This is a genomic window from Citrobacter europaeus, from assembly GCA_020099315.1.
Lineage (GTDB): Bacteria > Pseudomonadota > Gammaproteobacteria > Enterobacterales > Enterobacteriaceae > Citrobacter > Citrobacter europaeus.
Genome location: CP083650.1, coordinates 1,392,078 through 1,412,154 on the forward strand (window position 1 = coordinate 1,392,078; position 20,077 = coordinate 1,412,154).

At 52.3% G+C, this 20,077-nt stretch carries 18 protein-coding genes; 14 read left to right on the forward strand and 4 right to left on the reverse strand.

What is annotated here, in order from left to right; all coding sequences use genetic code 11:
• Nucleotides 1-345 precede the first annotated feature (345 nt).
• Both phrB and LA337_06450 read left to right on the forward strand, forming a co-directional pair.
• On the forward strand, nucleotides 346-1,764 hold the full coding sequence (gene phrB, locus LA337_06445; protein ID UBI17330.1) for a deoxyribodipyrimidine photo-lyase: 1,419 nt from the start codon (nucleotides 346-348) through the stop codon (nucleotides 1,762-1,764).
• A 160-nt stretch (nucleotides 1,765-1,924) separates the two neighbouring features.
• The gene (locus tag LA337_06450) at nucleotides 1,925-2,851 is read left to right on the forward strand and encodes an Rpn family recombination-promoting nuclease/putative transposase (GenBank protein ID UBI17331.1); all 927 of its coding nucleotides are present in this window, start codon (nucleotides 1,925-1,927) and stop codon (nucleotides 2,849-2,851) included.
• A gap of 50 nt (nucleotides 2,852-2,901) precedes the next feature.
• Here LA337_06450 and dtpD read toward each other — a convergent pair whose 3' ends face one another.
• Nucleotides 2,902-4,383, reverse strand: a complete 1,482-nt coding sequence (gene dtpD, locus LA337_06455) for a dipeptide permease DtpD (protein ID UBI17332.1) — start codon at nucleotides 4,381-4,383, stop codon at nucleotides 2,902-2,904.
• 289 nt (nucleotides 4,384-4,672) lie between these two features.
• Here dtpD and ybgI point away from each other — a divergent pair, with 289 nt between their 5' ends.
• From ybgI to nei, 8 genes are read left to right on the forward strand one after another with little or no spacing between them, the layout of a single operon-like run.
• On the forward strand, nucleotides 4,673-5,416 hold the full coding sequence (gene ybgI / locus LA337_06460; protein ID UBI18412.1) for a radiation resistance protein YbgI: 744 nt from the start codon (nucleotides 4,673-4,675) through the stop codon (nucleotides 5,414-5,416).
• A 15-nt stretch (nucleotides 5,417-5,431) separates the two neighbouring features.
• Entirely contained in the window at nucleotides 5,432-6,088 is a 657-nt protein-coding gene (gene pxpB, locus LA337_06465; protein UBI17333.1) for a 5-oxoprolinase subunit PxpB, read from the forward strand.
• Complete coding sequence (locus LA337_06470; protein UBI17334.1) at nucleotides 6,082-7,014, forward strand: biotin-dependent carboxyltransferase family protein; 933 nt, start codon at nucleotides 6,082-6,084, stop codon at nucleotides 7,012-7,014. Before pxpB ends, LA337_06470 begins: the two co-directional genes overlap by 7 nt.
• On the forward strand, nucleotides 7,004-7,738 hold the full coding sequence (gene pxpA / locus LA337_06475; GenBank protein ID UBI17335.1) for a 5-oxoprolinase subunit PxpA: 735 nt from the start codon (nucleotides 7,004-7,006) through the stop codon (nucleotides 7,736-7,738). Before LA337_06470 ends, pxpA begins: the two co-directional genes overlap by 11 nt.
• A 51-nt stretch (nucleotides 7,739-7,789) precedes the next feature.
• Complete coding sequence (locus LA337_06480) at nucleotides 7,790-8,512, forward strand: DUF969 domain-containing protein (GenBank protein ID UBI17336.1); 723 nt, start codon at nucleotides 7,790-7,792, stop codon at nucleotides 8,510-8,512.
• Nucleotides 8,509-9,504 (forward strand): DUF979 domain-containing protein, encoded by a 996-nt coding sequence (locus tag LA337_06485; protein UBI17337.1) that lies wholly within the window; start codon nucleotides 8,509-8,511, stop codon nucleotides 9,502-9,504. The genes LA337_06480 and LA337_06485 overlap by 4 nt, the downstream gene beginning before the upstream one ends.
• A 9-nt stretch (nucleotides 9,505-9,513) precedes the next feature.
• Complete coding sequence (gene pcp / locus LA337_06490) at nucleotides 9,514-10,158, forward strand: pyroglutamyl-peptidase I (protein UBI17338.1); 645 nt, start codon at nucleotides 9,514-9,516, stop codon at nucleotides 10,156-10,158.
• A gap of 14 nt (nucleotides 10,159-10,172) precedes the next feature.
• A complete protein-coding gene (gene nei, locus LA337_06495; protein ID UBI17339.1) occupies nucleotides 10,173-10,964 on the forward strand; it encodes an endonuclease VIII in 792 nt (263 codons plus the stop codon).
• 2 nt (nucleotides 10,965-10,966) lie between these two features.
• On the opposite strand, the gene LA337_06500 is transcribed toward nei, so the two are convergent.
• Entirely contained in the window at nucleotides 10,967-11,815 is an 849-nt protein-coding gene (locus LA337_06500) for an AraC family transcriptional regulator (protein UBI17340.1), read from the reverse strand.
• A 191-nt stretch (nucleotides 11,816-12,006) separates the two neighbouring features.
• On the opposite strand from LA337_06500, the gene LA337_06505 reads away from it, so the two are divergent.
• From LA337_06505 to LA337_06520, 4 genes are all read left to right on the forward strand, one after another.
• Nucleotides 12,007-13,788 carry a DUF2264 domain-containing protein gene (locus tag LA337_06505; GenBank protein UBI17341.1) on the forward strand — a complete coding sequence of 594 codons (1,782 nt, stop codon included), beginning with the start codon at nucleotides 12,007-12,009 and terminating at the stop codon, nucleotides 13,786-13,788.
• 24 nt (nucleotides 13,789-13,812) lie between these two features.
• A complete protein-coding gene (locus LA337_06510) occupies nucleotides 13,813-15,078 on the forward strand; it encodes an oligosaccharide MFS transporter (protein ID UBI17342.1) in 1,266 nt (421 codons plus the stop codon).
• A gap of 21 nt (nucleotides 15,079-15,099) precedes the next feature.
• Nucleotides 15,100-16,290 carry a glycoside hydrolase family 88 protein gene (locus LA337_06515; protein UBI17343.1) on the forward strand — a complete coding sequence of 397 codons (1,191 nt, stop codon included), beginning with the start codon at nucleotides 15,100-15,102 and terminating at the stop codon, nucleotides 16,288-16,290.
• Between the two features lie 80 nt (nucleotides 16,291-16,370).
• The gene (locus LA337_06520; protein ID UBI17344.1) at nucleotides 16,371-17,159 is read left to right on the forward strand and encodes a porin; all 789 of its coding nucleotides are present in this window, start codon (nucleotides 16,371-16,373) and stop codon (nucleotides 17,157-17,159) included.
• A gap of 7 nt (nucleotides 17,160-17,166) precedes the next feature.
• Here the strand turns inward: LA337_06520 and LA337_06525 are convergent, their stop codons facing one another.
• Together LA337_06525 and LA337_06530 are read right to left on the reverse strand one after the other, a co-directional pair.
• Nucleotides 17,167-18,216 (reverse strand): AbrB family transcriptional regulator, encoded by a 1,050-nt coding sequence (locus LA337_06525; GenBank protein ID UBI17345.1) that lies wholly within the window; start codon nucleotides 18,214-18,216, stop codon nucleotides 17,167-17,169.
• Between the two features lie 175 nt (nucleotides 18,217-18,391).
• On the reverse strand, nucleotides 18,392-19,675 hold the full coding sequence (locus LA337_06530; protein UBI17346.1) for a citrate synthase: 1,284 nt from the start codon (nucleotides 19,673-19,675) through the stop codon (nucleotides 18,392-18,394).
• Nucleotides 19,676-20,077: the final 402 nt, after the last annotated feature.

A 20,077-nucleotide genomic window follows, 5' to 3' on the forward strand; every position in this document is an offset into this window, starting at 1 on the left:
AAACCCTTTTTGCTCATGATAGCTACACTTAACTCAGTAATGAGAGAAGGGTTGTCATGAGCGAGACAATCCCTGTTGGCATCAGGGATTGTTTGTCGTGGGGTGATTTTGAACCTGCATTGCCTGAAATGGGGAGAGGGTGACAGATACCCCCCCGACAAGAGGAGTGACTTTCAGTCTGCGACAGTAACTGTGGTCCAACCGCTGCTTGCACCATTAACATTACTCAAACACTATATGGCGCAATAGCCGGGTGCTTATCTTTCAGGACTGCGCTATTTCAATCCCTGGCCAGAGGTAATGGGTCTGCGCTACGGGCGTTAAGTCTTTTTCTTCAGGAGTATTATGACCACGCATCTGGTCTGGTTTCGACGTGATTTACGTCTGCATGACAACCTCGCGCTGGCGGCGGCTTGTCGGGATCGTTCTGCACAGGTTTTGGCGCTATATATCTCGACGCCTGAACAGTGGAAGGCACACGAAATGGCCCCACGTCAGGCGGCATTTATCAGCGCCCAGCTAAATGCGTTGCAAACGGCGCTGGCAGAAAAAGGCATTCCGCTTTTGTTTCATGAAGTCGCCGATTTTGCGGGCAGCGTGGAAATCGTCAAAAACGTCTGCGCAGAGCATGGCGTTAGCCGATTATTTTATAACTATCAGTACGAAATTAACGAACGCCAGCGTGATGCTGCCGTCGAGAAGTCATTACCTCATGCGGTGTGTGAAGGGTTTGACGACAGCGTGATCCTGCCTCCGGGGGCGGTCATGACCGGCAATCACGAGATGTATAAAGTTTTTACGCCGTTTAAAAATGCCTGGCTGAAGCGGATTAAAGACGGTGTTCCAGAATGCGTTAGCGCGCCGACGGTGAGAGAAAAAGGCGCTCTTGATGCTCCGTTAACACCTATAACACTGGGCTACCCGCAGCAAGATTTTGATGCGCAGCTGTTTGCGGCGGAAGAAAAATTGGCTATCGCGCAATTACGCCAGTTTTGCCTGCAGGCTGCGGGAGAATATGAGCAGTTGCGTGATTTCCCGGCGGTTGAGGGCACCAGTCGATTATCTGCGAGCCTGGCGACGGGAGGATTGTCGCCGCGCCAGTGTCTGAATCGACTGCTTACAGAGCAACCTCAGGCGCTTGAGGGCGGGGCTGGCAGCGTCTGGCTGAACGAGCTTATCTGGCGTGAATTTTATCGTCATCTGATGACTTACCATCCGGCGCTGTGTCGGCATCAACCCTTTATCCGCTGGACCGAACGCGTGCAATGGCAAAATAACCCTGCGCATTTGCAGGCCTGGCAAACGGGAAAAACGGGGTATCCGATTGTGGATGCGGCGATGCGCCAGCTCAACGCCACGGGCTGGATGCATAATCGTTTACGCATGATTGCGGCCAGTTTTTTGGTGAAAGACCTGCTGATCGACTGGCGTAAAGGCGAACAGTATTTTATGTCGCAACTGATAGATGGCGACCTGGCGGCCAATAACGGCGGCTGGCAGTGGGCTGCCTCAACCGGAACCGACGCTGCGCCGTATTTCCGTATCTTTAACCCCACAACTCAGGGCGAAAAATTTGATCGTGACGGTGAGTTTATCCGCCAGTGGCTGCCGGAACTGCGCGACGTGCCGGGTAAAGCTATTCATGACCCGTGGACGTGGGCTGAAAAAACGCAGGTGACGCTTAACTATCCTCGTCAGATTGTCGATCATAAACAAGCCAGACTGGCGACGCTGGCGGCATATGAGACGGCGCGTAAAGAGTAAAGGCATGGTGGATTTTGCGTAATGCCTTCCAGCAGAATGAAAGTGTTGCGGTCTGGGGCTTTTAGCGCTGAAGCGTGCGCGCAAGGTTGTTAATGCCCTGATGCAGATGCTTTTATCTGGCAGTAAAGTTCCGTCATCTTCATTCAGGTGATGGAACTTGATGACAATGCCAACAACCTCCACACCGCACGATGCGGTGTTTAAAACGTTTTTACATCACCCCGAAACCGCGCGGGATTTTCTCGACATTCACCTGCCAGCTGAACTGCGGACGCTTTGCGATTTGAATTCGCTGAAGCTGGAGTCAGAAAGTTTTATTGAAGCGGATTTACGTTCGCGCTACTCCGACGTGCTCTGGTCTTTGCACACACGCAACGGTGACGGTTATGTCTATGTGGTGATAGAGCATCAAAGTTCAGCCGAGCCGCATATGGCTTTTCGTCTGTTGCGTTATGCGATGGCGGCGATGCAGCGCCATCTGGACGCAGGGCATAAGGAACTGCCACTAGTGATACCGATGCTCTTTTATCATGGCTGCCGAAGCCCCTATCCGCACTCATTGTGCTGGCTGGATGCCTTTGCCGACCCCGTGGCGGCAAGACAGCTTTATTCCAGCGCATTTCCGTTGGTAGACATAACGGTGGTACCCGATGATGAGATCATGGCTCACAGACGAATGGCGCTGCTGGAATTAATGCAAAAACATATCCGTCAGCGGAATTTGCTGGGGCTGGTAGAGCAACTGGCCACGCTGCTCCTTACTGGATGCGCTAATGACACGCAATTACAGGCGATGTTTAATTACATCCTACAATCTGGCGACGAATCTCGTTTTAATGAATTTATGCAGGAGATAGCGCAACGGATCCCCCAACATAAGGAGAGGCTGATGACTATTGCAGAGCGGTTACGGTTAGATGGATTACAGGAAGGGTTACAGCAGGGATTACAGCAGGGATTACAGCAGGGTAAACAAGAAGCCGCATTACGTATAGCGCAAACAATGTTGGAGCAGAAAATAGATCGCGAAATGGTGCTACTGGTTACAGGTCTTACTGAAGAGGAACTCGCAGCCATTCATGCATAATTACCTGAAAAAACAGGCCCGAATCTTATCACATCATCGGGCCTGTACACTCAGGACTCTACCGCTAACGCACGGTTTCTGAATTTCAGCGACTGGTACAGCCAAATCAGCAGCACCAGCACCACGCAGGCCAGTGCGCCCCAGGTAATTTCGCTAAAGACATCAATGTATGCATTGATGGAGTAGTTGATAGCGCCCGCAGCGTCAAACGAACCTTGCGAGGTCTGATCGGCGATAACGCCTGCCAGGTAGTTGGCGATGGCGCCGGAAAGCAGCATATAAATGCCGGTTAACACGCCGGTTACACCAGGGATCTCAATACGCGTAATTTGCGACATTGCCACCGGGTCAATAAACAGTTCGGCAAAGCCCATGACCGCCAGTCCCAGTACCATCAACGGCATGGAAGAGTGGCCGTAAGCCGCGGACCAGCGAGCGCTCAAGGTCAGAATACAGAAGCCTGCGCTCATTAAACCGAGCCCGAGAGCAAATTTACCCCAGATTCGTACGGTACGATTGCCGCCAACGCTTTCTTTGAGCACCCAGGCCAGCACGATACCGCAGAGCATCACGGCAAAAGCGTTAACCGACTGGAACATCGCAGTAGGGACGGAATACCCCAGAATATCGCGGTTAACGAAGCGGTCGATATACAGGCTGATCGAGCTTCCGCCCTGTTGAGCAAAGGCCCAGAACAACAAGCTGAAGAAGGTCAGTGTGACGATAAGCCCCAGCTCTTTGCGCTGCTTCTGAGTCTGCGCCTGGCGATAAATCTTTGCCAGAACAGCGAGGCCAATAACAGTGGCAACGATCAGGGCGTAAACGGACCACTCTTTCCAGAACAGGACAGTAATCAGCAGCGGTGCTGCAACCAGCAGAACTAACAGCCAGGCCCAGTTTGGCAGCACATATTTTTTCGCACACAGGACGGCCTTGTTGACACCGGTAGTATGGGCGAAATGGCGATTACCGCATAAGAAAATCACCAGCCCCGCCAGCATACCAATCGCGGCCAGCGCAAAACCCATCGCCCAACTGTACTCTTCCTGCACGTAGCCGCAGGCAATGGGCGCGATGATTGAACCAATATTCCCGGCAGCGTAGAGCAGAGAGAATCCACCGTCGCGGCGCGGATCTTCAGGTTGATACAATTCGCCCAGCAGGCAACTGATGTTGGATTTAAACAGACCATAGCCGCAGACAATTATCGCCAGAGACAAATAGAGGAACGCTGGAGCCATTTCGCTGGCGCCCAATACCAGATGCCCCACCGCCATTAAAAATGCGCCTATCATTACCGCCATCCGGTTGCCGAGCACTTTATCGGCCAGGTATCCCCCAAGAATCGGCGTGACGTAGACCAGCGAGCAGTAGGCGCTGAACAGTTCATAAGCGTGATTATCGTCGTACTTAAGCTGGTTAGTGAGATACAGGATCAGTAGCGCACGCATACCGTAAAAACTGAAGTATTCCCAAATTTGTAGCGCGACGACGTAATAAATCGCCCGTGGTTGAGATGCTTGTTTATTCATTATTTTCTCGAAGTAAATGCCTCACGACAGGCTGAACGTGCTGCGCGAGTGTGTTTCCTTAAAGTTGTAACTTTGATACAGATCTGATTATTTTTGCAATATGCTGTCTGATTGCATAAATATACATGAATTAGATCGCGTAGTGGTAAGCAAATCACGTTCAAAGCAGGTGTGATTGTTTCTTGATGTGTCAGTGAAATGGCTATCGACGAACGCAGGCGAGGACGCTATTTTAACCTAAGCTGTGTAGCTGTTTGAGCAAGCAGAATTTATGACTACGAGGACGATGATGAAAAACACCGAACTGGAACAACTGATCAACGACAAACTGAACAGCGCCGCCATTAGCGACTACGCGCCGAATGGTTTGCAGGTTGAGGGCAAAGAGACGGTGCATAAAATCGTGACCGGCGTGACCGCAAGTCAGGCGTTGCTGGACGAGGCAGTGCGCCTGGAGGCGGATGCGGTCATCGTTCATCACGGTTATTTCTGGAAAGGCGAATCTCCGGTAATTCGCGGCATGAAGCGGCATCGTCTGAAAACGCTGTTGGAAAATGATATCAACCTGTATGGCTGGCACCTGCCGCTGGATGCCCACCCGGAACTGGGGAATAACGCGCAGTTGGCCGCGCTGTTAGGGATTACCGTAATGGGTGAAATCGAGCCGTTGGTGCCATGGGGGGAACTCTCCATGCCGGTTCCGGGACTGGAGCTGGCATCGTGGATTGAAGCGCGTTTAGGCCGTAAACCGTTATGGTGTGGTGATACCGGGCCGGAGAAAGTTCAGCGCGTCGCCTGGTGTACAGGCGGCGGTCAAAGTTTTATTGATAGCGCAGCCCGATTTGGCGTCGATGCCTTTATCACCGGTGAAGTCTCAGAGCAAACCATTCACTCAGCCCGCGAGCAGGGGCTGCATTTTTATGCTGCCGGTCACCATGCGACCGAACGCGGCGGCATTCGCGCTTTAAGCGAGTGGCTGAATGAAAACACCGATCTGGACGTAACATTTATCGATATTCCTAATCCAGCCTAATAAAGAGGGACGAAAGTGCAGCGAGCGCGTTGTTATCTGTTAGGTGAAACGGCGGTGGTTCTTGAGCTGGAACCGCCCATTACGCTGGCGACTCAGAAACGCATCTGGCGTCTGGCCCAGCGTCTGGTTGATGCCCCGAATGTGCTTGAAGCTATTCCGGGCATGAACAATATCACGGTGACCTTGCGCGACCCGCAAACGCTGGCGCTGGATGCGATTGAACGCCTGCAGCGCTGGTGGGAAGAGAGTGAGGCGTTGGAACCGGATTCGCGCTTTATAGAAATTCCCGTGACCTATGGCGGTGAGTTTGGCCCCGATCTGGCTGAGGTCGCCCGGCACAGCGGATTAAGCGACAAGCAGGTTGTGGAACTTCATGCATCGGTTGATTACGTGGTGTGGTTTATCGGCTTTCAGCCGGGATTTCCCTATCTTGGGAGCTTACCTGAACAACTCCATACCCCAAGGCGTGCGGAACCTCGCCTGATTGTTCCGGCAGGTTCAGTGGGTATTGGCGGATCCCAAACGGGCGTTTATCCGCTTTCCACGCCAGGCGGATGGCAACTGATTGGTCGTACCCCCGTTGCGTTATTTGATCCAAAACGAGAGGAACCAATTCTGTTACGGGCTGGCGATACCGTGCGTTTTGTCCCGCAGAAGGAGGGGATATGTTAAACATTATTCGCGCGGGCATGTATACCTCAGTACAGGACGGGGGACGCCATAGTTTTCGTCAATCCGGAATCAGTCACTGTGGCGCACTGGATAAACCGGCGCTGAACGTCGCTAACCTGCTGGTGGGTAATGATGCGAATGCTGCAGCGCTGGAAATTACGCTGGGGCAACTGGTGGTGGAATTTGAAACCGATGGCTGGTTTGCCCTGACCGGTGCGGGATGCGAAGCGCATCTGGATCATACTCCCGTGTGGAGCGGATGGCGGCTACCGATGAAAGCCGGCCAGCGCCTGACGCTAAAACGGCCGCATCACGGTATGCGCAGCTACCTGGCGGTTGCGGGCGGCTTTGATGTCCCCGAAGTCATGGGCTCGCGCAGTACCGATCTTAAAGTTGGCATTGGCGGGCTGGAAGGGCGTTTGCTGCGCGATGGCGATCGGCTGGCAATTGGCGTATCTACCCGGCAATTCAGCGGACCGCAGGGTGTAAAACAGCTCATGTGGGGCAACCATATTCGTGCGCTTCCCGGACCTGAATATCAGGAGTTTGACGAGGTATCACAGGCTTCTTTCTGGCGCTCGCCGTGGCAGCTTAGCCCACAAAGTAACCGTATGGGGTACCGCCTGCAGGGGCAGCCGCTGACGCGCATGACCGATCGCGAACTGCTGTCACATGGTTTGCTCCCCGGCGTGGTACAGGTTCCGCACAATGGTCAGCCGATCGTGCTGATGAATGATGCTCAGACGACGGGCGGCTATCCGCGCATCGCCTGTATCATTGAGGCGGATATGTATCATCTGGCGCAGATCCCGCTCGGCCAGCCGATTCATTTTGTGCAGTGTTCGCTGGAGGAAGCGCTTAAGGCGCGACAGGAACGGCAGCGTTACCTGGAACAATTAACATGGCGACTTAACAATGAAAATTGATCTCAACGCGGACCTCGGTGAGGGATGCGCTAACGATGCGGCGCTGCTGCAACTGGTGTCTTCAGCCAATGTTGCCTGTGGGTTTCACGCCGGAGATGCGCAAACCATGCTCTTAAGCGTGCGCGAGGCGCTAAAAAATGGCGTGGCGATAGGCGCGCATCCGAGCTTTCCGGATCGGGAAAATTTTGGCCGTAGCGCCATGACCCTGCCCGCACAAACGGTGTATGCGCAGACGCTGTATCAAATTGGCGCGCTGGCTGCCATCACGCAGGCGGAGGGCGGCGTAATGCGTCATGTCAAACCGCACGGTATGCTTTATAACCAGGCGGCGAAAGATCCTCAGTTGGCTGATGCGATTGCGAAAGCGGTTCATGCCTGCGATCCATCGCTGGTTCTGGTAGGACTGGCAGGAAGCGAACTGATTCGTGCCGCAGAACACTATGGCCTGGTAACGCGTCAGGAAGTTTTTGCCGATCGGGGTTATCAGGCCGATGGCAGTCTGGTGCCGCGTAACCAGCCGGGAGCACTGATTGAGGATGAAGAGCAGGCGCTGGCGCAAACGTTAGAAATGGTGCAATCCGGCAGAGTAAAAAGCCAGAGTGGAACATGGGCGAGCGTGACGGCCCAGACGGTATGCATTCATGGGGATGGCGAGCACGCACTCGCTTTTGCCCGTCGCTTGCGTAGCGCCTTTAATGCATGCAATATTCAAATTAGCGCATAAATTTTTATATAAAACAATAATATATTACACAACAACATAAGGGATTTAATTATGGGAGAGGCTATTTCTCTCTGGCCATTGACGGGTATCGCCGTCATTGTGGTCGGATTTCTTTTACGTTTTAACCCGGTATTGGTGGTCATTATTGCCGGGATCGTCACGGGACTGGCGGCGCATATGCCGGTAGCCACCATCCTTGAGAAACTGGGTGAAGGTTTTCTTAACACCCGCAACCTGCCGTTTATCCTGCTGATCCCGCTGGCGGTTATTGGCCTGCTGGAACGTCACGGACTCAAAGAGCGCGCTCAGGCGTGGATTGCAAAAATCCGCAGCGCCACCAGTGGCCGTCTGCTTATTGTCTACCTGTTCATACGCGAAGCGACCGCCGCGTTAGGACTGACCAGTTTGGGGGGGCATCCACAGATGGTGCGTCCGCTGCTGGCGCCGATGGCGGAAGGGGCTGCTGAAAAAAATCATGGTGAGATACCGGGCGCGGTACGCTATCGCCTGCGCGCAATGTCAGCTGCGACCGATAACGTTGGGCTGTTTTTCGGGGAAGATATCTTTGTTGCCTTCGGTGCCATCATATTCATGCACAACTTTATGCTGGAGTCTGGTGGGATCCAGACCGAACCGTTGCATATCGCCTTGTGGGGGATCCCAACGGCAATTTGTGCCTTTCTGATCCACGGCACGCGTCTGTGGCGTCTGGATAGCTATTTGCAACGTGAGGTGGCGAAAGCGAATGCCGCAGCGAAAGGAGAAGCGAAATGAATTTTCAACAAAGCTATCTCTATTGGCTGGCGGGAGCGGTATTACTGATTGTGGCGCTGATGTCGTGGCAGGACAAGGCGAACCCTCGCCGCTTCACTACAGGCCTGTTTTGGGGCATATACGGTGTATTGTTTTTGCTTGGCGACTGGACATACTCGCTGTTTGGCGACAAACGCGCGGTGCATATTGCCGTTGGTGTTGCGGTGGTCATTCTGGCCCTGATCGCCGGTTTTGGCGGCGTGAAGCTGGGAAGCTACCATCAACGGACGCCGCAACAGCGAGAAGAAAGCGCCAGTCGCCTGGGCAACCGCCTGTTTTTCCCGGCGCTGGCGATTCCGGTAGTAACGGTGATCGGCGTGCTGATGTTCAACCATATTCCGGGCTTACAGGATGCGCTGTTTGGGCCGGGTAATCACGCCACGCTGGTGACGCTTTTTTCCATGACAGCGGGCTCGTTGATTGGTCTGGCGATGGCGATAAAAATGACCCATGAGCGGGTGCATCAGCCGATTCAGGAGGCGCGCCGTCTGCTGGATTCCATCGGCTGGGCGTTCATCCTGCCGCAAATCCTCGCCACGCTCGGGCTGTTGTTTACGGCGGCTGGCGTAGGCAGCGGCATTTCATATCTGACGCAGGAATATCTGGCGGTAGACAGTCGCTTTATCGCGGTGGCGGTGTACACCATCGGCATGGCATTGCTGACCATGGTGATGGGCAATGCATTTGCTGCTTTCCCGATCGTGACCGCTGGGATTGGTATTCCGATCCTCGTACTGCAACACGGCGGCAATCCAGCGGTAATGGCGGCGATTGGTATGTTCTCCGGCTATTGCGGGACACTGATGACGCCGATGGCGGCGAACTTTAACATTGTCCCTGCTGCGCTGCTGGAGCTGCCGGATAAAAACGCGGTGATTAAAGCGCAGGTGCCAACCGGCATACTGCTGCTGTTGGTCAACGTGTTCCTGATGTATTTCCTGATGTTCTTGTAAGGTGACAGGATGAAAACAGTACTCATCACGGGATTTGAACCCTTTGGCGGCGAGTCAGTTAACCCTTCCTGGGAAGTGGTCTCGGGACTCGACAATGCTATTATCGGTGGATGCCGCGTCGTTGCCCGCCAGCTGCCGTGCGTCTTTGGCGAATCTCTTGCCGTACTCAATGGCGCGATTGATGCGCTGTCGCCATCGTTGGTGCTGGCTGTGGGGCAGGCGGGCGGGCGCTCGGATATCACCGTGGAGCGCGTGGCGATCAACGTTGATGATGCACGTATTGCGGATAACCAGGGACAACAGCCGGTAGATGTGCCGATTGTCGTCGATGGTCCTGCGGCATGGTTTAGTACGTTGCCGATCAAAGCGATGGTTGTGGCTATGCGCAACGCGGGAATTCCGGCCTCGGTTTCCCAGACCGCAGGTACCTTTGTGTGTAACCACGTAATGTATGGTCTGCTGCATAAATTACGCGACGTGCCGGCGGTGAAGGGCGGTTTTATTCATATCCCTTATCTGCCGCAACAAGCTGCACAGCATCCCGGAGCGCCAAGTATGGCGGCTGAAACCGTTCGCCGGGCGCTGGAAGTCGCCATTGCCACCGCCTTGCAGGTGGAAAGCGATATCACAGTGACGGGCGGCGCAACACATTAACAAAGGACAGTATTATGCCTGAAGGCCCGGAGATCCGCCGCGCGGCGGATAACCTGGAGGCGGCAGTCAAAGGCAAACCCCTGACGGATGTCTGGTTTGCCTTTGAGCAGTTAAAACCGTATCAATCTCAACTAATTGGGCAGAGTGTTACTCAGCTTGAAACGCGAGGGAAAGCATTGCTGACTCATTTTTCTAATGGTCTGACGCTGTACAGTCACAACCAGCTCTACGGCGTGTGGCGAGTCGTGGATACCGGCAATATTCCGCAGACTTCGCGGGTTCTGCGTGTCAGGCTGCAAACAGCCGATAAAACCATCCTGCTCTATAGCGCGTCTGATATCGAAATGCTGACGCCAGAGCAGCTTACCACCCATCCGTTCCTGCAACGAGTTGGGCCGGATGTGCTGGATTTACGTTTAACGCCCGATGAGGTTAAAGCGCGTCTGTTATCTCCGCGTTTTCGTAATCGCCAGTTTTCTGGCCTGCTACTGGACCAGGCGTTTCTGGCGGGATTAGGTAACTACCTGCGGGTAGAGATCCTTTGGCAGGTAGGGTTGACCGGGCAGCATAAAGCGTCTCAGCTTAGTGACAAACAGTTGGATGCGCTGGCGCGTGCGCTGCTTGATATTCCTCGTCTGTCCTATAATACCCGTGGGCTGGTGGATGAGAACAAACACCATGGCGCGTTGTTTCGCTTTAAGGTCTTTCACCGGGACGGTGAAGCCTGCGAGCGCTGTGGTGGAATCATCGAAAAAACGACGCTCTCTTCGCGCCCTTTTTACTGGTGTCCGGGATGTCAGAAGTAGATCTATACCGAAGCATACGTTTTGCGATATTGCAGCGGGGTTTTACCCATGTTTTTGCGAAAACAGGTAATAAACCAGGCGTATTCGGAGAAACCAACCTGAGCAGCAATATCGCGTACCGAGCTATTGGTATGTAACAGCAGTTCGCAGGCCTGACGAATGCGGCGCATCATCAGGTATTCCTGAATCGTACCGCCGGTTTCTTCGTGAAAACGGCGGGAGGCATGGCCCCGCGAGCACCCCATCTCGCTGGCGATATCTTCCAGCGAGCAGCGCTGGTGAAAGTGTGTTTCGATCCAGCGGATAATGCTGACCGAAAATGTATTTTGTCCCGTGGCCTGCGCCTGATGTGGCAGCAGGCTAATGAGCTGCATCACCAGAAATGCGCTGTCGCTGATGCTGAAGGTCTGACTTTTGAGCTGTTCTTCAAAACGGCTCAGCAACGTTTCAATCACCGGTTGAACGTCACCGACGTCAAACACCCGTGCTTTCTCTCCCCTGGCGCACAGCTGACGCAGTAGCATTTGCTGCCGAGGAAAATCCCGCAGGTACTGCTCAATTTGTGGAGCATTAAAGTGCAGCGTTGTGCGGTGATAAATATTACGTGCATCCTGTTCGACAAACACTTTATGCAACTTTCCCGGCGGGAAAATAAAAATACGCCCGGGTTTGACGGTGTACTGTTGGTGCTCCATAAGCGCGATGCCTACTCCCTGAGAAACCGACAATATCTCCACACACTGGTGCCAGTGATAGTAGTTGGCTGGCATATCCTTCATACGATTAAAGTAAATCGACTTGTCGTTGAGGTTTATATGCTCAAGATAACTACTGTCTTCCGTCCGCTGCATTTATGTCTCGCCTGTTCATGTGAACATACTTAAGTTTTTATCACTGTAATCGAATTTTCTCCGCAAAATGCAGATGAATGTTGTACTTCATCACCAGCGTTGTGTGGAAATACGACGATTATCACATTTGTATGTCAGCTCAAATCCTTATTATGCGCCCAATACTTCATCAAATGAAACGAGGTTTCATTATGCGAGCAAGGCAAGAGTATGCAGAAAAGGCGCGGCAATGGTTGGCATCAGCCATTCCTCATCTCTCATGCGATAACACGCGTTTGGACGTGGGCGAAACGTCCGCACAATATCCAATGGACATCGCCGGTATGGAGGGGTTTGCACGTCTGTTATGGATCCTTTCACCGCTGTTAAGCGCAGGAGACGCGGGTGAGTATCGTGAGGCTTTTATTCGCGGTATTCGCCATGGCTGTGACCCCGAACATCCAAACTATTGGGGTAATCTGGTCGATAACGATCAGCGCTGCGTGGAAATGGCTGCCTTTGGCGTAGCGCTGGCGCTGCCGAATACCGGATTATGGGATGCGTTAACCGCCGATGAGCAGGATAATCTGGAGCGCTGGTTACGACAAAGTGCTGATATCCAAATCCCGGATAATAACTGGCACTTCTTCCCGGTATTGGTGCAGGTCGGTCTTAAATGTGTCGGACGCCACTATGACATGATGGTCATTGATAAGCATCTGAACGCGATTGAGCCATTCTGGCTTGGTAACGGCTGGTATTCCGACGGTGCAGGTAAACCGCGCGATTACTATATCTCCAGCGGGTTTCATTTTTACAGTTTGCTGTACAGCCATCTTATGCAGGACGCTGATCCTGAACGTTGCCTGCGCTATCGCCAGCGCGCGCGTCAGTTTGCCAGAGATTACATCTATTACTTTACCTGTGACGGGGATGCAATTCCGTTTGGCCGCAGCCTGACTTACCGTTTTGTTCAGGTTGCGTTCTGGAGCGCCGTCGTCTGGACAGGATTGGATGTCTTTACGATCCCTATCGTCAAAGGCGTGATTTTACGCCACCTCGACTGGTGGTTAGCGCAGCCTTTCATTGGCCCGGATGGTTTATTCACGCTGGGATATACCTACCCGAATCTGGTGATGACCGAAGACTACAACAGCCCATGCTCACCCTGGTGGGCATGTAAGGCGTTGCTGATTCTGGCGCTGCCGGAACAGAGCGCATTCTGGCAAGCCGAGTCAGCCCCGTTGCCTGAACCTGAGCCGATTCATCCGATAAAGGAAGCCGGACAATTTATCGTTCATGATGATGCAAACCGACACGCCTGGATGCTGATGTCCGGGCAGTACGACCGCAATAACTTTGTCAATTTCGATGCCAAATACGGCAAATTTGCTTACTCCAGCCACTTCGGTTTTACCCTGGAGCGCGGTCATTATGGTCTGAACCATGCTGCCTGTGATTCGATGCTGGTGTTCAGCGAACAGGATAACTACTGGCGTGGACGTCGTGAGTGCGACGCTGTTGAAATGACGGATGCGTTAATCCGAAGCCGTTGGCACCCGTGGTCAAACGTCGTCGTCACGACCTGGCTAATCCCGTTTCAGCAAGGACATATTCGCATTCATCGCGTTGAAACTGCGCGCCAGCTTGACTGTGTCGAGGGGGGATTCGCGCTTAACCGGCATCAACTCATCGATACCAAAACTGCACCGCACGGGGTCACGCTTCGTGCCAGCTCCGGCGTATGCCAGATAACCGATCTGTTGGCAGAGCGTCAACCGGAGATCGTCACAACGCCACCCAACAGCAACATTCTGTATGCATCACCGGGGGAGATCCCCTGTCTTCGTAGCACGCTTACGCCGGGCACGCACTGGCTGGCCTGCGCCGTCAACGCCACATCGTTTTCCTCGCTGTCACCTGCGGCAGCAATGGCGTTCGACCGTGAGAATCAGGTGCTAACGCTGGGTGTGAAAACGCTGGAAATCATATAACTGACGCATGTGCGGAGAAAAATAATGACTAACCCTGTTCAGTCGACGCGCTCGGCTTACATCAAACTGAGTCTGTTTGTATTTCTGTTTACCTTTACCTGGGCGGCCAGTTTTGGCCTGTACGCTATCTGGCTGGGAGATAAAGCCGGGTTGGATGGTGTGGAGATCGGCACGGTATTTGCCGTGAACGGCGTTTTTGCGGTAGTTATCAAACCTGTTTACGGTTACATCATGGACAAAATGGGCATGAAAAAACATCTGCTCTATTTTGTCTGCCTCGTTTCGGCCCTGATGGCGCCATTTTTCATCTGGTGTTACCTGCCGCTATTACAAACGCATTTTATCAGCGGGATGATCGTCGGTGCGCTTTTTTTCAGCCTCGGCTGGTATGCGGGGGTGGCGGCGGAAGAGTCCTATGTTGACCGTTTCAGCCGTTTGTACGCGATGGAGTTTGGCCGGATCCGCATGTGGGCCGCGCTGGGATGGGCAACGGCGTCTTCATTCTCTGGGTATCTCTACAATATTTCGCCCAAAATCAACTTTGTAATCAGTAGCGTTTCCGCGCTGTGCATGTTTGCGGTTCTGCTGACGCTGAAAGTTGATCACTTTGGCCAGGAAGAGAATGACGTCCTGTCGAAAGAGAAGATTGTCATTGGCGATGTGTTCGAGTTGCTGCGCAATAAGAAATTCTGGACCTTTGCGCTGTATATCGCGGGAGTGGCATGGATGATGTTTATTGCCGAACAGCAGTTCTCTCGCTATTTCGTCACCTTCTTTAGCACTAAAGAAGAAGGCAACGCCATGTTTGGCTACATGAGTACCGCGCAGTCAGCCGCAGAGTTTTTCGGCATGATGCTGGTGCCTGCCATTATTAACCGCATAGGCGCTAAGCAGGGGATGATCCTGACCGGTCTTGTGATCAGTCTGCGTTTGATTATTTCCGGATTAACTAACGATCCGCTGATCATCTGCCTGGTGAAGCCTTTGTATGGGATTGAAATCGCCCTGATTCTGGTGTCGGTCTTCAAATACATTGCCGAACATTTCGACAAACGCGTTAACGCCACGATGTACCTGCTGGGCTATCAGGCCATGATTTACGTCGGTTCTATTGTCGTGGCACCGCCTGCCGGCTATGCCTACCAAAAAATTGGTTTTGAGCATACCTATCTGATTATGGGCGTGGTTGCTCTGGTATTTACCGGGATCTCCGCCATCACGCTTTCTACTTGCTATCAGCACAAAAAAAACACTGCAGCCCCTGTCCATGGGCAAGAAGCCACCCATTAAAGTGAAGAAAACGAGAGAATTATGTCTGTGACTATCCGTAAAGAACCGATCGTTCCTGTTGTCCTGCGAAGCGGCGAGCGCGCTGCTATTACGCAGAAGATTCGCCGCGCTTTACCGGTCATTTTATCTGCTATCGATCGTAACAGCGATTATTTTGGCACGCGTTTTCCGGATGCGGCATGTGAAAATGGTCGCTACCCAATTATCGATAATCAGGAATGGACCACCAGTTTCTGGACTGGCCAGCTGTGGCTGGCGTGGGAATGGACGCGTAATGATGCGTATCGTACGTTGGCCGAACAACATGTCCGTTCTTTTGGCGAACGTATTGCCAGTAGGGATCATACCAATCACCACGATCTGGGTTTTCTGTACAGCCTTTCATGTATAGCGGCCAATAAACTAACCGGCAATCGCGAGGCGACTTATATCGCGCAGCAGGCGGCAGAAGTGCTAATGGAACGCTATCACGAGAAATGCGGCATTATTCAGGCGTGGGGCGAACTGGATAATCCGGAGCAGCAGGGCAGGATGATTATAGACTGCAATATGAATCTGCCCTTGCTGTATCAGGCAAGCGCCAGCACCGGCGATCCACGCTATGCTGAAGCGGCGAAAAATCATATAGAGCAGGCGCGACGTTATATTGTGCGCGAGGACGGCTCAACTTTTCATACGTACTATATGGATGTGCGCACCGGGGAACCGCGGTTTGGCAATACGCATCAGGGTTTTTCCGATGATTCCTGCTGGTCGCGCGGGCAGGCATGGGGTGTTTATGGCTTTCTGCTGAATTATCTCTATACCGGAGATGAGCGGCTTCTGGAACTGAGCCAGACGCTGGCAAATTACTTTATTAATCGTTTGCCGGAAGATCTTATCTGTTATTGGGATTTGGCGCTTACCGATCCCAACAGTGAAAGGGATAGCTCTGCCAGCGCGATTCTCGCCTGCGCGCTGCTGGAGCTGGTAAAACAGCTACCGGCAACCCATCCGGAACGTGAAAGTTATGAAGCGTTGGCATTAAGGATGATTGCGCGAATGCTTGATGATTATCTAAATGCTGCGCATGAAGCAGGCGAAGGATTATTAAAACACTCTGTTTATTATTTTAAAGGTAACGTCGGTGTGGATGAGTGCTGCGCGTGGGGGGATTATTTCCTGATGGAAGCGATGACCCGTGCAATATCCTGCTGGAAAAGTTACTGGTAATATTCCGCTCCCTCGGTTAAATATTCAGGCTATTGATTTAGCAGGGGGGGATTTTATCTCTGTACGGCGAGGAAAATATAATGAAAAGCAATAATATTAATGCAGCCATATTAATGGCTGCACTGGTCATGCCTGTAACTGGCGCTATGGCCACGGAAAATAATACGACTACTGCCCCTCAGGCGAAATCGACACCCTTTACTACCGTGTATTTTGCACCGCGTACGCAGTACCGTACGGCCAGCAAAGGTTTTTTGCAGCGATTAATGTTAACCGGGGTGGTACAGGACTCAGACAGTATATTTAAAAGCATGTACTGGAGTTTTGAAACCGATGCCGATCTTGGTAAAAATATGGACCAGTGGAAAAGCAGCTATCAGGAAGCCGAGTTTAACAAGCCTTTTGCTCTGGGTGATAGTGACTTCTGGCTTGAGCCCGGCGTGGTGTTTCACTGGGAGTCTGCAGGTTCACGTGTCGACCCTTATATTGGTATTGGCTATCATTTTGACCCAACGCTGGGGGCTGTACTACGCTACCGATATAACCATCAAAACCATGACAGCGAAACGTTGCAAGGCGACTGGGATGACTCTTCAGAGCACCGCGTTGATATTTATTTAACCAAGTATTTTACGCCAAACTTCTGGGTGCAATATAATCCAACGTATTACAGTAAAACCCATGGCGATAAATTTGAGTATGCTAACGGCAAGAATCATACTCTGCAGCATAACTTTGTATTTAATTTCCATGCCACACCGCGGTTTTATCCATTTTTTGAATTAGGCTATCTTGATAAATACAAAGATGGTGATGATACAAAAAATGAATATCAAATCAGGGTAGGGTTTAAATATAACTTAAACTAATTCCGGCTTACGATGATAATTGCTTTGGCGCGTGCACTGAAATAAACCGCGCCACCGCCGGGCCGGTTAATAAAATGCTGAACAGCCGCAGGGTTTGCATCGCCATGATCAACGCCATATCGGCGTGACTCCCTGCGGCAATCACCGCAACAGAATCCACCCCACCGGGACTGGTCGCCAGATAGGCGGTGAGAAAATCTATCTGCATGTAATGCGCCAGCCCCCAGGCCATAGCGGCGCAGATCGCCATCAGTGAAAAAATGGACAACAGGATCTGCGGTAAGGGGCGCAACGCCGTTAAGAAAATCTGCTTGTCAAAGCCAAGGCCGATTTGCCAGCCGATGGCCATATAAGCTATTGCCAGCAGCCATTCCGGCAGTTCAATCACCATCACACCGCCAGCGTTCAGCAACGCGCCCGCCAGCATGGGCAATAACATCACGCCGGAGGGGATACGCAGTAAGCGCCCGGCTACACCGGCAACGGCGGCCAGCGCCAGGGTACTGAACAGATTACCGCTCAGTGGCGGAAACCAGACGATTTGTTCACTGACCGCCTGCGCCTGATCGCCCATCATCAATCGGGTGACCAGCGCTGCTGCCCCGACCACCAACAGTACGCGCAGATACTGCATAAACGCCACCAGCCGGATGTCGGCGCCAAATTCCTGGGCCATCGCGACCATCGCTGCCGCGCCGCCAGGTGAAGAACCCCACGCGCCGGTGTTCCCCGGTAGATTACTGTAGCGCACCAGCAGCCAGCCGATTACCGCGCTGCTGATAAGGGTCGCCAGCAGGACAACAATCACCATCGGCCAGTGGGCCGCAAGGGTTGTGAAGATTGAACCGGTCAGATTTTGGGCAATCATACAGCCGAGAATCGCCTGCGCACCAAGAAATGTGCAGCGGGGAGGGTGCAGCGAAATGCCGCGCATACTGAAGATGATGCCGACGATCATCGAACCGAGCAGCAATGGTCCTGGAAGATGGATAAACAGAAAGAGCAGGGAAAGAAGGAGCGATAGCAGAAACAACAGGCTCCACTGCAAAACAGGCATCCCATGCTCCTGAGTGAAATGACGGAAATCTCAGTAAATCATAGAGAAAGCGCGATGAGAATAAAATAATGTGGATCAAGAAAAAACAGGTCGGATTCTGGCGTTACTGCCTTATCCGACCCGGGAGAATTAATAGCTGAAAGCCGGACAGGCGCAAGCGCCATCCGGCAGACAATTAACGCTTAATTGCAGATTTAAAATCGCGCTTGTCGTAGCCGGTGTACAGCTGACGCGGACGAGCGATTTTCATGCCGTCGGTGTGCATTTCGTTCCAGTGCGCAATCCAGCCAACGGTACGCGCCATGGCGAAGATAACGGTGAACATGGAGGACGGAATACCCATCGCTTTCAGGATGATGCCGGAGTAGAAGTCTACATTCGGGTAGAGTTTCTTCTCGATGAAGTACGGGTCGTTGAGCGCAATGTGCTCAAGTTCCATCGCCACTTCCAGCAGATCGTCTTTGGTGCCCAATTCTTTCAGCACTTCGTGGCAGGTTTCACGCATGACGGTAGCGCGCGGGTCATAGTTTTTGTAAACACGGTGACCAAAGCCCATCAGGCGGAAGGAATCATTCTTGTCTTTCGCGCGGCGAACAAATTCCGGAATGTGTTTAACAGAGCTGATTTCTTCCAGCATTTTCAGTGCAGCTTCGTTTGCGCCGCCGTGTGCCGGTCCCCACAGGGAAGCAATACCGGCCGCGATACAGGCAAACGGGTTAGCGCCAGAAGAACCCGCGGTACGTACGGTAGAGGTTGAGGCGTTCTGTTCGTGGTCAGCGTGCAGGATTAAGATACGGTCCATTGCGCGTTCCAGAATCGGATTGACTTCGTATTTTTCGCACGGCGTGGAGAACATCATGTTCAGGAAGTTACCGGCGTAAGAGAGGTCATTACGCGGGTAGACGAACGGCTGTCCAATGGAATATTTATAACACATTGCTGCCATGGTTGGCATTTTGGACAGCAGACGGAAAGCGGCGATTTCACGGTGACGTGGATTATTCACATCCAGCGAGTCGTGGTAGAACGCAGCCAGCGCCCCGGTAACACCGCACATAACGGCCATCGGGTGAGAGTCGCGGCGGAAACCGTGGAACAGACGGGTGATCTGCTCGTGGATCATGGTATGGCGAGTGACTGTGGTTTTGAACTCGTCGTACTCTTCCTGCGTCGGTTTTTCACCGTACAGCAGGATGTAACACACTTCCAGATAGTTAGACTCGGTCGCCAACTGATCAATCGGGAAGCCGCGATGCAACAAAATACCTTCGTCACCATCAATGAAAGTAATTTTGGATTCGCAGGATGCGGTAGAGGTGAAACCTGGGTCAAAAGTAAACATCCCTTTTGAGCCAAGGCTACGAATATCAATAACATCTTGACCGAGCGTACCTTTCAGCACATCCAGTTCAATAGCAGCGTCACCATTTAGAGTGAGTTTTGCTTTAGTATCAGCCATTTACGGTCTCCTTAGCGCCTTATTGCTTAAGACTGCCGGAACTTAAATCTGCCTTCGTACATCAATAAACCGTTACCAGTTTGTTATTTGGCTCGCCGCTCTGCGAAAGAGGGGATGACCTGGGTACAGAGCTATGGGCGCTTGCAGGTAAAACGGTCTTTTCATGGCGAATAAACTGCAAATCAAGAACTTAGCAATCCGAATTATTAAACCTGTCTATCACTAATAACTGTCCTGACGGTATTGGTCAATACTTCCACACTGTTACATAACTAAATCTCCGGTGAAAGAGTGACCCCATAACTTTTACGCATTATATGCTTTTTCTGGTGTCGTTTGTAACAACTTTGTTTAATGATTGTCAAATCAGATGATTAAAAATTAAAATAATGTTGTTATCGT

What these genes read in the sequence shown, in the direction of transcription:
- pcp (UBI17338.1), top strand. Translation starts at nt 9,514, where the DNA reads ATGAAAACAGTACTCATCACGGGATTTGAACCCTTTGGCGGCGAGTCA.
- LA337_06500 (UBI17340.1), bottom strand. Translation starts at nt 11,815, where the DNA reads ATGCAGCGGACGGAAGACAGTAGTTATCTTGAGCATATAAACCTCAAC.
- LA337_06520 (UBI17344.1), top strand. Translation starts at nt 16,371, where the DNA reads ATGAAAAGCAATAATATTAATGCAGCCATATTAATGGCTGCACTGGTC.
- LA337_06525 (UBI17345.1), bottom strand. Translation starts at nt 18,216, where the DNA reads ATGCCTGTTTTGCAGTGGAGCCTGTTGTTTCTGCTATCGCTCCTTCTT.
- phrB (UBI17330.1), top strand. Translation starts at nt 346, where the DNA reads ATGACCACGCATCTGGTCTGGTTTCGACGTGATTTACGTCTGCATGAC.
- LA337_06485 (UBI17337.1), top strand. Translation starts at nt 8,509, where the DNA reads ATGAATTTTCAACAAAGCTATCTCTATTGGCTGGCGGGAGCGGTATTA.
- pxpA (UBI17335.1), top strand. Translation starts at nt 7,004, where the DNA reads ATGAAAATTGATCTCAACGCGGACCTCGGTGAGGGATGCGCTAACGAT.
- ybgI (UBI18412.1), top strand. Translation starts at nt 4,673, where the DNA reads ATGAAAAACACCGAACTGGAACAACTGATCAACGACAAACTGAACAGC.
- LA337_06470 (UBI17334.1), top strand. Translation starts at nt 6,082, where the DNA reads ATGTTAAACATTATTCGCGCGGGCATGTATACCTCAGTACAGGACGGG.
- nei (UBI17339.1), top strand. Translation starts at nt 10,173, where the DNA reads ATGCCTGAAGGCCCGGAGATCCGCCGCGCGGCGGATAACCTGGAGGCG.
- LA337_06505 (UBI17341.1), top strand. Translation starts at nt 12,007, where the DNA reads ATGCGAGCAAGGCAAGAGTATGCAGAAAAGGCGCGGCAATGGTTGGCA.
- LA337_06510 (UBI17342.1), top strand. Translation starts at nt 13,813, where the DNA reads ATGACTAACCCTGTTCAGTCGACGCGCTCGGCTTACATCAAACTGAGT.
- LA337_06530 (UBI17346.1), bottom strand. Translation starts at nt 19,675, where the DNA reads ATGGCTGATACTAAAGCAAAACTCACTCTAAATGGTGACGCTGCTATT.
- LA337_06450 (UBI17331.1), top strand. Translation starts at nt 1,925, where the DNA reads ATGACAATGCCAACAACCTCCACACCGCACGATGCGGTGTTTAAAACG.
- dtpD (UBI17332.1), bottom strand. Translation starts at nt 4,383, where the DNA reads ATGAATAAACAAGCATCTCAACCACGGGCGATTTATTACGTCGTCGCG.
- LA337_06515 (UBI17343.1), top strand. Translation starts at nt 15,100, where the DNA reads ATGTCTGTGACTATCCGTAAAGAACCGATCGTTCCTGTTGTCCTGCGA.
- LA337_06480 (UBI17336.1), top strand. Translation starts at nt 7,790, where the DNA reads ATGGGAGAGGCTATTTCTCTCTGGCCATTGACGGGTATCGCCGTCATT.